Annotated in this window: 13 protein-coding genes; 5 read left to right on the top strand and 8 right to left on the bottom strand. The window is 70.0% G+C overall.

The genetic code is table 11. The annotated features are described in order from the left end of the window. Positions 1 to 17: 17 nt before the first annotated feature. The gene (purH, locus tag QUD34_RS14300) at positions 18 to 1,562 is read right to left on the bottom strand and encodes a bifunctional phosphoribosylaminoimidazolecarboxamide formyltransferase/IMP cyclohydrolase (protein ID WP_286354374.1); all 1,545 of its coding nucleotides are present in this window, start codon (positions 1,560 to 1,562) and stop codon (positions 18 to 20) included. Positions 1,563 to 1,675: 113 nt separating this feature from the next. Here purH and QUD34_RS14295 point away from each other — a divergent pair, with 113 nt between their 5' ends. Both QUD34_RS14295 and QUD34_RS14290 read left to right on the top strand, forming a co-directional pair. Next, entirely contained in the window at positions 1,676 to 2,014 is a 339-nt protein-coding gene (locus QUD34_RS14295) for a hypothetical protein (protein ID WP_286354373.1), read from the top strand. 60 nt (positions 2,015 to 2,074) lie between these two features. Continuing rightward, on the top strand, positions 2,075 to 3,523 hold the full coding sequence (locus QUD34_RS14290) for an NADH-quinone oxidoreductase subunit G (protein WP_286354372.1): 1,449 nt from the start codon (positions 2,075 to 2,077) through the stop codon (positions 3,521 to 3,523). A 72-nt stretch (positions 3,524 to 3,595) separates the two neighbouring features. Here QUD34_RS14290 and QUD34_RS14285 read toward each other — a convergent pair whose 3' ends face one another. The 5 genes from QUD34_RS14285 to efp all read right to left on the bottom strand — a co-directional run bounded on the left by QUD34_RS14285 (position 3,596) and on the right by efp (position 8,944). After that, positions 3,596 to 4,369: a hypothetical protein gene (locus QUD34_RS14285; protein ID WP_286354371.1), complete on the bottom strand. Its 774-nt coding sequence runs from the start codon at positions 4,367 to 4,369 to the stop codon at positions 3,596 to 3,598. Between the two features lie 79 nt (positions 4,370 to 4,448). Continuing rightward, a complete protein-coding gene (locus QUD34_RS14280) occupies positions 4,449 to 5,390 on the bottom strand; it encodes a lysophospholipid acyltransferase family protein (RefSeq protein WP_286354370.1) in 942 nt (313 codons plus the stop codon). Between the two features lie 16 nt (positions 5,391 to 5,406). Continuing rightward, on the bottom strand, positions 5,407 to 7,101 hold the full coding sequence (locus QUD34_RS14275) for a sensor histidine kinase (protein WP_286354369.1): 1,695 nt from the start codon (positions 7,099 to 7,101) through the stop codon (positions 5,407 to 5,409). Positions 7,102 to 7,232: 131 nt separating this feature from the next. Continuing rightward, complete coding sequence (rsgA, locus tag QUD34_RS14270; RefSeq protein WP_286354368.1) at positions 7,233 to 8,372, bottom strand: ribosome small subunit-dependent GTPase A; 1,140 nt, start codon at positions 8,370 to 8,372, stop codon at positions 7,233 to 7,235. Further along, positions 8,369 to 8,944, bottom strand: a complete 576-nt coding sequence (gene efp, locus QUD34_RS14265; protein ID WP_286354367.1) for an elongation factor P — start codon at positions 8,942 to 8,944, stop codon at positions 8,369 to 8,371. The genes rsgA and efp overlap by 4 nt, the downstream gene beginning before the upstream one ends. A gap of 75 nt (positions 8,945 to 9,019) precedes the next feature. Between efp and QUD34_RS14260 the strand changes: the two genes are divergently transcribed. After that, the gene (locus tag QUD34_RS14260) at positions 9,020 to 10,243 is read left to right on the top strand and encodes a serine/threonine-protein kinase (RefSeq protein WP_286354366.1); all 1,224 of its coding nucleotides are present in this window, start codon (positions 9,020 to 9,022) and stop codon (positions 10,241 to 10,243) included. A gap of 14 nt (positions 10,244 to 10,257) precedes the next feature. Here the strand turns inward: QUD34_RS14260 and QUD34_RS14255 are convergent, their stop codons facing one another. Together QUD34_RS14255 and QUD34_RS14250 are read right to left on the bottom strand one after the other, a co-directional pair. Next, entirely contained in the window at positions 10,258 to 11,604 is a 1,347-nt protein-coding gene (locus QUD34_RS14255) for a CPBP family intramembrane glutamic endopeptidase (protein WP_286354365.1), read from the bottom strand. Positions 11,605 to 11,613: 9 nt separating this feature from the next. Continuing rightward, positions 11,614 to 11,982: a thiol-disulfide oxidoreductase DCC family protein gene (locus QUD34_RS14250; RefSeq protein ID WP_286354364.1), complete on the bottom strand. Its 369-nt coding sequence runs from the start codon at positions 11,980 to 11,982 to the stop codon at positions 11,614 to 11,616. A 52-nt stretch (positions 11,983 to 12,034) separates the two neighbouring features. Here QUD34_RS14250 and QUD34_RS14245 point away from each other — a divergent pair, with 52 nt between their 5' ends. Then, the gene (locus QUD34_RS14245; protein WP_286354363.1) at positions 12,035 to 12,430 is read left to right on the top strand and encodes an acyl-CoA thioesterase; all 396 of its coding nucleotides are present in this window, start codon (positions 12,035 to 12,037) and stop codon (positions 12,428 to 12,430) included. A 10-nt stretch (positions 12,431 to 12,440) separates the two neighbouring features. Next, the gene (locus QUD34_RS14240) at positions 12,441 to 13,190 is read left to right on the top strand and encodes a hypothetical protein (protein WP_286354362.1); all 750 of its coding nucleotides are present in this window, start codon (positions 12,441 to 12,443) and stop codon (positions 13,188 to 13,190) included. Positions 13,191 to 13,201: the final 11 nt, after the last annotated feature.

Below are 13,201 nucleotides of genomic sequence, written 5' to 3'. Positions count from 1 at the left end.
TTGGTGGTGAATCAATTCTAATGTCGGAAGTGTCTCATCCCGGTGAAGAAGAGCCAGACGCCGAGCTTCTGGGCGGCGGCGATGACCTCGCTGTCGCGGAGGCTGCCGCCGGGTTCCACGAAGGCGGTGACGCCATGGCCGGCGGCGACTTCAAGGCCATCCGCGAAGGGGAAGAAGGCATCGCTGCCCAGCACGGCGCCGCGGGCGCGGTCTCCGGCCTTGCGGCAGGCGATCTCCACGGAATCCACGCGGCTCATCTGGCCCGCGCCGATACCCACGGTGGCGCCGTCCTTCACCAGCACGATGGCGTTGGACTTCACGGCCTTGGCCACCCGCTGGGCCAGCATCAGGTCCTCGGCCCGGGGCTTGGCGCCGCGGCCGCTGGCTTTCACCTCCCAGTCCTCGAAGGGCACGAAGGCCTGATCGGCCCGCTGCACCAGGTAGCCGCCGCCGATGGAGCGGGTGTCCAGGCCTTCGGCGCTCTGGGGCCAGTGGTCCGGCGTCTGGAGGATGCGCAGCTGCTTCTTGGCGGCGAAGACCTCCAGGGCCTCCCCGGTGAAGGAGGGGGCCAGGATGACTTCCCAGAAGTTCTGGGCCATGACATGGGCCACCTCGATGCCCACGGGCCGGTTGAAGGCCACGATGCCCCCGAAGGCGCTGACGGGGTCGCCGGCCTGGGCGCGCATGAAGGCCTCCAGCGCGTGTGGGCCCTGACCCACGCCGCAGGGGTTGTTGTGCTTGACGATGACGCAGGCGGGCGCGGGGAACTGCCAGACCAGGCGGGCGCAGGCATCGGCATCCAGCAGGTTGTTGAAGCTCAACTCCTTCCCCTGGTGCTGCTGGCAGGCGGCCATGCCCTCCGCCTTGCGGCCGGGCTCCACATAGAAGGCCGCGGGCTGGTGGGGGTTCTCGCCGTAGCGCAGGCCCTGCTTCTGGACCAGGTTCAGGCAGAGGTGATGGGGGAGATCCGTGGACTGGCCCTGGGTCAGTTCCCGCTCCATCCATCCCGAAATGGCCGTGTCGTAGGCCGCCGTGCGGCGGAAGGCCTCCAGGGCGCAGCGGCGCCGGTCCTCGAGGTTCCAGGTGCCGGCCTTGAGCTTGTCGAGGAAGGGGCCGTACTGGGCCGGATCGGTCAGCACCGTGACCGAGGCATGGTTCTTCGAGGCGCTGCGGATCATGCTGGGACCGCCGATGTCGATCTGCTCGATGGCCTCGGCGGGCGTGACGCCCTCCCGGGCGATGGTGGCCTCGAAGGGATAGAGGTTGATCACGACCAGGTCGATGGGGTCGATGCCCTGGGACTTGGCGTCGGCCACATGGTCGGCCAGATCCCGGCGGTAGAGCAGGCCCCCGTGGATGCGGGGGTGGAGGGTCTTCACGCGGCCGTCGAAGCACTCCGGGGCGCCCGTGTAGGCCGCCACTTCGAGGGCCTCGAGCTTCGCCTCCTGCAGGGTGCGCAGGGTCCCGCCGGTGGCCAGGAGGCGCCAGCCCTGGGCCAGCAGGCCCTCCGCGAGGGGGATGAGCCCCACCTTGTCGTACACCGAGATCAATGCCGTCGGCATGCCCGCCCCCTGAACCCTTGATTTTTCCACGCCCAGGCTGCTTTCGGAAGGGTTTGGATGCCCAGGCTTGGGTTGGGCGGGATCCGGCCGAAGAGAGGGGGCAGGAGGGGTCCATGGATGTCCAGGTCGAGGTCCAGTTCACGGTCCAGCACACCCTGGCCCAGCTGAAGGCGGAGTTCGTCCAGCGGGGCCACATCCCGGCCTGGCGCACGCCGGAGGGCGGCGGGGCGCCGGACCTGTTCTTCGAGACCAAGGTCGTGAGCCTCACCCTGTCCTCGGAAAAGGACCGGCAGGCCTGGTTCGTGTTCTCCCTGGAGGCCACCGGCGAGCTCCGGAAGCGGGTCATCATCCCGAATGTGATCCCCGCCACAGTGAACCTCGACATCGCGGATCTGGAGGACTTCCTGGACTTCTGCCGGCGCTGCATGGTGGGTGCGATCGGGGGGGACTGAGCCGCTCCTTCTTTACCTGTCGGGCCGCAGGCCCCATTCTGGAAGGCCTGGAGTGGGCCCATGCCGACGATCAAGATCAACGATGTCGAACTGAGCGTGAACCCCGGCACCCTGGTGCTGGATGCCTGCCGAAAGGTGGGCATCGACATCCCGCACTACTGCTACCACCCGGCCCTCACCCCCGTGGCCACCTGCCGCATGTGCCTCGTCGAGATCAAGGGCCAGCCCAAGCTCGCCACGAGCTGCACCACCACGGTGCCCCCCGCGCCCAAGGACAATCCCGAGGCCGTGGTGATGGAGGTGCTCACCAACTCGCCCGCCGTGGCCGATGCCCGGGCCGGCGTGATGGAGTTCCTGCTCATCAACCACCCGCTCGACTGCCCCATCTGCGACCAGGCCGGCGAGTGCAAGCTCCAGGACTACTCGTACGACTACGGTAGCGGCGATTCCCGCATGGCCGAAGTGAAGCGCCGCTACCGCTACGAGGACCTGGGCGCCAAGATCGTCATCGACAAGAACCGCTGCATCCACTGCACCCGCTGCGTGCGCTTCACCCGCGAGATCAGCGGCGGCGGCGAACTCATCGTGGCCCAGCGCGGCGCGCACCTCGAAGTCACCACCTACACCGGCAAATCCATGGACCAGAACCCCTACGCCGGCAATGTGGTGGACCTGTGCCCCGTGGGCGCGCTCACCAGCCGCGACTTCCGCTTCCGCAAGCGGGTCTGGTACCTCAAGAGCGCACCTTCCATCAGCCGCCACTCGGCCCTGGGCAACCCCATCTGGATCGACCACGAGGGCAACCAGATCCACCGCTTCCGGCCGCGGCCCCTGGAGGGGAAGGACACCACCCACTTCATCAGCGATGAAGAGCGCTACGCCTACGCCCACTACAACCGCACCGGCCAGGCCCCCTCGCCCCTGCTGAAGGGCGCGCCCGCCAGCCTCGACGCCATCCGCGAGGGCCTCCAGGCTGCCGGTCCCGTGGCCGTCATCGGCCAGGGCACCTTCGGCTGCGACGCGGCCCAGCGCCTGGGCGAACTGGCCGCCTCCGCCGACCTGCGCTACGGCAGCGGGGACAAGACCATCTCCGTGGTGCTGCCCAAGTACCAGACCAGCGCGGACGGCATTCTGAACCGCCGGGGCTTCACCGAGCGGGGATTCCGCTTCGGCGCCCTCGAGGATCTCCTGGCCAAGGTGCAGCGGGGCGAGGTCAAGGCCGTGGTGATGCTGCACGACGCCGCCTTCACCAGCACCAAGGAAGCCGACCTGCTGGGCCAGATCCTCAAGGCCGCGGCCTTCAGCCTGGCGCTGGAGGTGGAGGTCTCCGACCTGGGCCGCTCGGCCACGGCCTGGCTGCCCATCACCAACTACGCCGAGGAGAGCGACTTCATCGTCAACCACGACGGGGAGCTGCGCCGCTACCAGAAGGCCCTGCAGGCCCCCAAGGGCGTCCGCACCGTGCCCGCCTGGATCAAGGACCTGGCCGCCGTTCCCGCGGCCGTCTGACCAAAGCGCGGAAGGCAGAAAAGTGCGGGCGTCCGAAGACGCCCGCTCTTTTCTGAAGGCTGAAGACTGACCCTACTTCTTCACGACCTTCGCGTCTTCCACGATGACGGCGTAGGCGTAGCCGGAGCCGAAATCCTTGTCCGTGCGGAGGGTGCCGCGCAGCGTGACCGTGTCGCCCTTGGCGACCTGTTCCGCCGAGGTGAAGGTGATGTCGTGGGTGCCCTTGGCGGCCTCGCCGCTGCCGTCCTGGAGGTGGATCCAGTTCTTGCCCATGACGCCGGCGTTGTACTTCACGACCTTGCCGCGGATGGTGACCGTCTTCTCCTTGAGGCTGCCCTTCTGGGCCCAGGCTTCAGCCACGGTGCGGGCATCCGCGCCGGTGGCCTTCTCGACCTTGCCCACTTCGACGGGCTGGGCCAGCTGGCCGTGGGGATTGGGCTGGCCCTGGGCCTGGCCCGGCATGGGCGCGGGGGCAGCCGCCGGAGCCGCACCGCCGGCCGGCGCCAGGGTGCCGAAGAAGATCTCGGTGAAGGTCTTCTTCAGGGTCTTGGATTCGAAGTCCCTCATGACCATGGCGTTGACGACGGTCACCTCGGCGCCCTTCTCGATCTTGGCCTCGGGCACCGCGGCCCACACCTCGCCCTGGGCGGTCTGGATGCGCAGGTAGCAGTAGGGGGATGCCTCGATGCGCTCGAGCAGCTTGCCCGTGATGGAGGGGCCGGCCGGGGCGGCGGGCGCTGCGGCCTGGGGCTGGGTCGGGGCGGCCACCACGGGGGCCGAGCCCTTGTTCGAATTGCAGGCGAGCGTGGCTGCGGCCACGAGGGACATGGTGAGAATGCCGCGCATGGGGGAGACTCCTGTGGGGACCGGGGCATCCCGGCAGCCAAAAGATTAAGTCTAAACCCCTATGACCGGTGACACGCCGTCAGGCCTGGGATTTTTCCCGGGCCGGGTCGTCCCAGAAGGGATAGAAGCAGTACCACTGGCTCGGGTGCTGGCGGATCAGGGTTTCCAGTCCCGCCACATAAGCCCGCATCCCCGCTTCAATTTCCGCCATGCGCTCGCCGCGGCCGCCCCGGATGTGGATGGGTTCCCCGAACCGGGCGTGGAAGCGCCGGTCTTCGTCGGTGAAGAAGAAGCTGGTGATGATGGGCGCGCCCGTCATGGCGGCCAGTTCCCAGGGCCCCCGGGGGAAGGGCACCTCCCGGCCGAAGAAGGGCATGGGCACGCCGTTCAGGCTGAAGTCGCGGTCCCCCTGCATGCCCACCAGGGCCCCCTCCCGCAGGAGCTTCACCAGGGGCAGGGTGGAGAAGCCCACGCCATCCACGGGGATGCCCACCACGCCGCCCTGGGCGCGCAGGCTCTCCCGCAGGCGCTCCACGGCCTCGAAGCGGTCGGGCTTGTAGACCGCGTGGACCTTGAGGTTCCGGGCCCGCAGCAGCACCCCGCCCAGTTCGTAGTTGCCCGCGTGGGCCGTGAGCAGGATGACCCCGCGGCCCTCTGCCCTGGCCGCGTCGAGGCGGTCCGCCCCCTCGATGCTGGCGAACTGGGCCAGGGCCTCCTCCACGGGCCTCTGTCCGTAGAAGAAGAAGTCCACCCAGGCCCGTGCGTGCTGGCGGACCATCTCCCGCGCGGTGCGCTCCACCGCCGGATGCGTGGCCCGCAGGCCCAGCACCTGGGCGGTGTTGCCGAGGATCGCCTCCAGGTACTTGGGGCGCAGTGCCATGAAGGCGTTGGCGATCTGATCGGCGGTCGCGTGGCCGGCCTCGCGCCGGGCGAAGGACCGCGCCGCGAAGTGGAACAGGGGAAACAGGGAGCCGAAGACAGCCCCGTAGACGAGCCCGAGGGCCCTGGATTCGCTCTGCATGCGGTCCTGCATGGGGTCAGGCTAGCAGGAGCCGTTCCGGGGCGGGCAGCTCGAGGAGGAAGGCGGTGCCCTGGCCCACCTGGCTTTCGATCCGGATGCTGCCCCGGTTCTGGATCACGAGGTTGCGGACGGTGGCGAGGCCGAGGCCCGTGCCCTTCGCCTTGGTGGTGAAGAAGGGCTCGAACATCCGGGCCAGGTGCTCGGGCGGTATGCCCGGGCCGTCGTCCCGCACCTCCACCAGCACCGAGCCCGGCCCGTGCTGGGCACGGATGCAGAGGTTCCCGGTCGGGCCCATGGCATCCCGGGCATTGGTCACCAGGTTCTGGAAGACCTGGTCCAGGGACTGGGGATCGGCGAAGACATGCAGGTCCCGCGACACCTGGAGATCCTGCGTCTGGTCCGGTCGCAGGAGGGCCTGGAACAGGGCCCCGCGGGACTCCATCCAGTCGGTGAAATCGAAGGCCGTGGGCGCGATGTCCTGGGCCCGCCCGGAGGCGAGGATGCGCCGCGTCATGGTGGCGGCCCGTTCCGTGGTCTCCCGCAGCACGGCCAGGTTCTCCCGCTGCACCGGGGTGCTGGTCTCCTCCAGGAGATCCACCCGGAGCCTGATGATGCCGAGGATGTTGTTCAGGTCGTGGGCGAGTCCTGCCGCCAGCCCGGCCATCATGCGCATCCGCAGGTCGCCCATGGCCTCGTGGTGGTGGGCCTCGAGTTTCCGGGTGCGCTCTTCGACGCGGCCTTCCAGGTCCTGTGAAAGCCGCTCGAGATCCAGGATCAGGAGCCCGTGCCGCAGCATCAGGACGCTGAGCAGGGCCACGCCCAGGCCCAGCAGGGCCCGCTGGGGTTCCGCGTGGGGCCGGAGGATCTGGAAGGCCGCCAGGAGCAGCACCGCCAGAGATACGGCCGAGGGGATGAACGCCTGCAGGGCCGAGGGGGCTCGCCTGGCTGCCTCGGGCTTGGCGGGGGAGGACGGGCTGAGGGCCGCCAGGGCCAAGAGGAAGTTGGCGGCCTGGTGGAGCACTTCGGACCCATGGGCCGTGTAGCCCTGGTAGTGCCCCGTGACCCGCAGCAGCGCCGAGATCGAACCGTGGCACAGGAGGGCGATCAGGGCCGCCCGCACATAGCCCTTGGCCTGGGACTGCTCGGGCAGCATGAGGCGGATTTCCTGCAGGAGCCACAGCGCCAGGACGCCGAGCGAGGCGCTGATCTGCAGGGCATACATCAGCATCACCCGCTGGGGCAGCCGGCCGACCCAGGCCATGGAGCCCATGGCCAGCCAGGCCGCGGTGAACATCGACAAGGCGATGGCCACACCGTCGAGGACGGTCCGGGCCCGGTCGCGTTTCATGCGGATCTGCTGGGGCCAGCGCAGGAACCCCGCCCCCAGCGCCAGCAGGCCGAGGATGGAGATCGCCGGACCGGCGAGGGCAGCCTGGGGGAGGTGCAGCTGGGTCGGCAGGTAGTGCAGGCCGCCCAGGGCGGCGCCCAGCCCCAGCAGACCGAAGGCGGCCGGGCCTTCGCGTCGGGCCCTCGCCCAGGCGAGCCACGCCGCCAGGAAGGCGAGGGCGTACGCCACCAGGTAGTCCAGCACCCGCGCCACTGGATGGGTGGTGTTGATCATGGGCAGGACGGCGTTCCCCGCCAGCAGGAGGATCAGGCAGGCCAGTACGCCACGGTGAGATCGCCAGGAGGCGGACAGGGGAGCTCGCACGCCTGATGGATCCGTCATCTGTCGAGTGTTCCCGGGTCTTGGAGTGCTGGCAATCCGGACCTTCCTGGGATCCCTACAGTTGTAATTAGTGTCACAGCCCGCATGTGCGGAGCGCGGGAGGGCCCGCCGGGCTACCGCCAGACATTCTGGTTGGGGTTCCGGTCGTCCATCTCCTGCCAAAGCCGTTGGAGGCTCTGGAGGCGCTCGGGATAATCCAGACTCAGGGCCTCGAGGGTGGCGTCGTCCCCCGCCTCGAAGGCCAGGGGATCCTCCAGCACCTCGGAGGGAAACTCGGTGAAGACCTGGGCCAGGAGGGTCCGGTCGAGGCCCCGGACGCTGAGGGTGCGCACTCCGGGGGTGTCCACCAGCGTCCCCCCCGACTGCAGCGGGAGCCAGCGGGCGGAGGTGGTGGTCTGTTTGCCCGTGCCGAACTTGGTGAGCCCGCCGGTTTTCAGCGCCATCTCGGGGTGGAGGGCGTTCACCAGGGTGCTCTTGCCCACCCCGCTGTGGCCCAGCAGCACCACGACCTTGTGCTGTAGGAGCTTCCGCAGCGGCTCGATCCCCTCGCCCTTGAGGGCCGCGGTCTCGTGGATGGCCACGCCCTGTTCACGCAGGGGATCCAGCTCCGGCAGGGTGTCTTTTTTCGAGGCCCGGTCCCGCTTGGTGACGAGCACGCGGAAGGTGAGCCCCGCGTCGAGGGCGAGCAGCTGGGCCCGCTCCAGGAGGCCGGGCCGCAGGGGGGGATCCACCACCGCCGCGCAGATCCAGAGTTCGTCGGCATTGGCGCAGATGAGCTGCCAGGGTTCGCGGTCATCGATCCCGCCGCGCTTGAGCAGCGTCTTCCGGGGCATCACGGCCACCACCTGGGCGGCGGGGGACCCGCCCTCGCCCCGGGGGAGGGTGGGCGCGGGGAGCCGGGGGTCGTCCGGTTCCACCGGAATGGTGGAATAGCGCACCCGGTCGCCGCAGACGAGCCGCACGCCCTTGAGCTTGCCGCCCAGGGTGGCGCGCAGCACGCTGTGGTCCTCCAGTTCCAGGTCGACCCATTGGCTGTGGCGCTGGATCAGGGTGGCTTCGGGCAGGTGCATCCAGGGGCCGGGATCGGGGAGCCGCAGCAGGGCATCGGCATCGTGGGCCTCGATGCCGGTCTCCAGCCGCTCGGCCTGGCGCTGGCGCCGCTTGCTCTCGCCCCCCCGCTCATGGGAGTAGACCTCCCGGTGGTCCATGTCCTGAGCCTCGCGGCTCTGGCCGAGGCGGAACTTCCGGTTCATGCCCTGCCTGCAAACTCGCCGGTCTCGGTACTCACCTTCACCTTCTCGCCCTCCTTGATGAAGAGGGGCACCTTGATCTCGATGCCGGTTTCCAGCTTGGCGGGCTTGGTGACATTGCCGCTGGCCGTGTCGCCGCGGGCGCCGGGTTCCGTGTAGGTGACGGCCAGCTCCACCTGGGTGGGCATCTGGAGGCCGATGGGGTTCCCGTTGAACTTCTGGATCTGCACGATGAGGCCCTCGGTGAGGTAGTCGAGGGCGTCCCCCAGGAGGTCGGGGCCCAGGGTGTGGGTCTCGTAGGTCTCCTGGTCCATGAAGTGGGAGCCGTCGCCGTCGCTGTAGAGGTAGCTGGCGGGGGCCAGGGCGAGGTCGGGTTCCTTGAACTTGTCTCCGGCCTTGAAGGTCTTGTCGAAGACGGCGCGGGTGAGCAGGTTCCGCATCTTGATGCGGACGAGGGTCTGGCCGCCCCGGGCCGTGGGGGTGGAGATTTCCACATCGAGGCAGTGGAAGGGCGTGTCCTCGAGTTCAAAGAACATCTTCCGCTTGATGGCAATGGCTTCGAGAAGGGCGGCCATGGGGACTCCAGATGGTCGAATCCTCCATTCTACCTCGCCTTTGGGAGCAGGTCCCGCGGTTAGAATGGCTCTTCCATGGCGGATCCACGAACCATCGGGCGGTACCAGATTCTGCGACCCATCGGCCAGGGTGGCATGGGGACCGTCTACCTGGCCGAGGATCCCCTGCTGAAGCGCCGGGTGGCCATCAAGGTGGTCCGCGTCACCGGCGCGGCCCGGCACCAGGCCATGCTGCGCTTCCGCCGCGAGGCCGAGATCAGCGCCCAGCTGAACCACCCGAACCTGGTGACGGTGTTCGATGTGGGGGTGGAGGAGGACCTGGGGCCCTTCCTGACCATGGAGTATGTGGAAGGCAAGAGCCTCGGCCGGCACATCAAGGACAAGGACCTGGACCTGGAAACCAGCGCAAGGGTGCTGATCCAGGCCATGCGCGCCCTGCGGGCCGCCCATCGCCGGGCCATCGTCCACCGTGATGTGAAACCCGACAACATCCTGCTCAGCGAGGAGGGGCGCGCCAAGCTCATGGACTTCGGCATCGCCCGCAGCATGGGCCACATGAGCCTGGATCCCGAAGGGCCGCTGGAGGACACCCTCCTGCTGGGCGGGGGCACCGAGGCCCTGGCCCAGACGCTGGCCCTGCGCCTCACCGCCAGCGGGGACTTCCTGGGGTCTCCGGCCTACGCGCCGCCGGAAGTGCTCAAGGGCAGCGAAGGCACCCCGGCCTCGGACCGCTACAGCTTTGCCGCCACGGCCTTCGAGCTGCTCACGGGCCAGCTGCCCCATCCCGGCGAAGGCCTGACCGCCATCATCATCCACATCCTCCAGGAGCCCGTGGCCATTCCACCGGACATGTCCCCCCGCATGGCCGGCGTGTTCCAGCGCGCCCTGTCCGTGGATCCCGAGGATCGCTACACCTCGCTGCCCGAGTTCATGGAAGAGCTGATCGACACGCTGCCAGGCCCCGTCAGCCTGCGGGCGCGGCTCTTCGCCCTGCTGGGCCACGAGGAGGACAGCACCAGCAGCGTCTCCACGGCCCGCTTCCGCATCGCCGAGCTGGGCATGGGGGACACCGGCGCGCACCCCATCGAGGCCTCCCCCCGGGGGACCCAGCCCGTGAAGATCACCCTGGCGGAGGATCCCGTGGAGACCTACCTCTCCAGCCGGCGGTCGCGGATCCAACCCCAGCCCGACGAGGTGGATTGGCTCGGCGTCCTGAAATGGGCCGCGCTGGTCTTCCTGCTGCTCCAGGTCTTCTGGTGGCTGGCGCCGGCCCTGTCGAGGTTCCAGCTCAAGTCCTGAGGTCGGCCGGGCTCCTAGGCCAGGGCGCGCATCAGCAGGAAGATCCCCCCGTTCCAGCAAGCGTGGACGAGGATGGGCGGCCAGAGGCTGCCCGTGTGGCGCAAGGCGAGGCCCAGCACGAGACCCAGGGTGGCGAGGGTGGGCAGGCCCGTGGGCTGGAGGTGGATGGCGCCGAAGACCAGGGCGGAGACCAGCAGGGCCATGCCGACGCGGCCCCGGCGGGCCAGCACGGGCAGGAGGAACCCCCGGAAGAGCAGTTCCTCGAAGAGGGGCGCCAGCCCGGCCACCACGGCGAACATGGTCAGGGCGGGGCCCCAGCCCGAAAGCCCCCGCAGCAGCTCCTGCAGGTCCCGCTGAGGGTTCTGGTCCGGCTTCAGGATCGGGGCCGAGAGAAGCGTCACCGCCAGCACCAGGGTCACGGCCAGGGCCAGGAAGGCCGCGGCCCAGCCCAGGTTCTTCAGGACCGGGCCCGGCGCCACGCGCTGCCACAGCTCGCGGAAGCGGAGGCCCTCGGCCGCGCAGAGGAGGCGTACGCCGACTCCGGCGTGGAGGAGGGTTCCCAGGGGCACGGCGGCCCAGCGCAGGCTGGGCCAGGGTAGGAGCAGGAGGGCCGCCAGGTTGCCCGCCACGAAGAAGGCCAGGAACCAGACCAGCAGGATCAGGATCGCCGCGCGGTCGGAGAGCTCCCAGGCGGGCAGGGGCCGCGCCGGCGGCTGCTTCCGCACGCTCCAAAGGTAGAGCCCCATGGCCAGGCCCCCGGCCCCGAGGAGAAAGACCATCAGGCCCAGGGCCCCCAGGCCCCCCAACCGGGTCAGCAGGGCGCTCCGGGCCTCGGCCCGCAGCGCGGCGCCCGTGCCGGGGGCTTCCCGATCCAGCAGCCTCGCTTCCAGCAGTGCGGCTGCATAGCCGCTTCCCATGCGGCGCCGGATCCCTTCGCGGCTGGCGCGGTCCGGCAGGGGGCCGGTCCCATAGGCCGCGGCAAAGGCGCCCTGGAAGGGCTTGGCCGCCTCGCCGGTGGGGGCGGCCGCCAGCCGGCGGGCCTGGTCCGACTGGTCCGCCTCGCCCAGTTCGGCCATGAGTACGGCGAGCAGGGCCCGGTCCCAGGGCTCCTTGAGCTGATGCTGAGCCTGGGTCCAGGCCTTGGGGGCGATCTTGGCGCCGGTCAGGAGGTGGGGGCCCGCCAGGACCGCTTCCAGCATCCGGCCCTGGAGGCTGGCCCGCTCTGCGGGGCGGCGCAGGGCGCTCGTCCGCACCCGCAGCGTGAACCCCACGGCCAGCATGGCGAGGAGGGCCAGGAGGGCGATCAGGGGATCGGCCCAGCGGCGGTCGGGATCCCAGGGGGCGCGGCGGTCGGAGGTCATGGGAAAAGGCTACGCGAAGGGCGGCCTTCCTGTTCGGCGGAAGCGCCAGGCGGCCCAGCGCAGGTAGATCCGGTTCAGCAGCCGGGGCAGGCCGGGGAGGGTGAACACCGGGGCGATCCAGCGCCAGCCCGGCAGGCGCCGGGCGATGGGGTGGAGCAGGTCGGCCCCGGCCCAGACCTGCCGCGTGCCCAGGTCGAGGCCGTGGATCTCCCGCTCCAGGGGGCGCCCGGCCAGCTCGGCCCCCAGGATCCGCAGCTCGGGGTCCTTCAGCGACACCACCAGCAGGGCTCCCCGCCGGTCCCGTCGGGCCAGCCACAGGGCCATGCGGCAGCAGAGGGTGCAGGCGGGATCGTAGGCGAGGAGCAGGGGCGCGGGCATCGGGACGCATGATGCCACGGGATCCGGCTATGTTGGAGGAACTGGAGGCCCCATGCCCTTTTCCCATCCCATCGAGGTGCGGTTCAGCGACCTGGACGCCATGGGCCATGTGAACAACGCCGTGGTGGTGAGCTTCATGGAGCAGGCGCGGTTCCAGTGGTGGCGCACCTTCCTGGGGGGGCGCAAGTTCCAGGAGGAGGGCTTCCTCATCGCCCGGGCCGAGGTGGACTACCGCATGCCCATCCTGCTGGGCGACGATGTCCGGGTGGAATTGCACTGCACCAAGGTGGGGAACAGCTCCTTTGAATTGAGCTACCGCCTCACCAAGGGACTCGATGGCGAGCTGTTCGCCGAAGGGAAGACCGTCCAGGTGATGCTGGACTTCGCCACCCAGCGTCCCAAGCCCCTGGCGCCCGCCACCCGCGAGTGGCTGGCGGCGCAGGACTGAGGGCTCCGCGATGCTGCTCGGCACCGCCGCCTGGGCCGAGGGCCCCGTCGAACGCCGGGCCCTCGTGGCGCGGCTGGCCTCGGGCCGCCTGGCGGACCTGAACCGCATCGAGGCCATCCGGCTGCGCAAGCTGGGCGAGACCGATCCCGAGCGTCTGGCGGAGGCGCTCGTCCCCTCGTCCCTCCGCCGCCTGCTGGAGGGGGGGCCCCGGGCCCTGACGCGGGTGCGCCAGACCCTGGCCTACGCCGAGAAATGGGAGCGCCGCGGTACGCTGCCCGAGACGCTGGCGCCGCTTCCGGAATCGGCGGACCTGCTGCCCTGTCTGCCCCGGCCCTCGGCGCTGCGCCGATCCGACGGCCTGGGCCTCGATCGCTTCGGCGTGAAGGGACCGGGCGCGGAACTGTCCGGCCCGCCCCAGCCGGGCCTGGCGGCCGTGGGCCTGGCCGGAGGCGGCATCGCCGGGTTCTGTCTGGCCCTGGAGGAGGCGGGAAGCGCGGTCCTGGGCGCCTGGATGTCGGACGAATGGCCCGGCGGGAGCCTGGAGCTGAGGGCCGAGGGGCTTCGCCGCAGCGCCCCGCTGAAGGCCTGGGAGAACCTGGAACTCCCCGCGTTGCATGCCGGCGAAGCCCTGCTGCTGCCCCTGCCGCGACTGAAGCCGCTGCCGAACCTGATGGCAGGGAGCCCCATCCAGATCACCGTTTCCCACGAGGTGCTGGTCCTCCACTGCGGACCCGACGGCCTCCACCCGACCGTCCAGTAGCCGGGGCAGGA

The organism is Geothrix oryzae, assembly GCF_030295385.1.
Classification (GTDB): domain Bacteria; phylum Acidobacteriota; class Holophagae; order Holophagales; family Holophagaceae; genus Geothrix; species Geothrix oryzae.
Note: the sequence above shows the minus strand (reverse complement) of the source record. Positions and strands in the feature narration are given on the sequence as shown.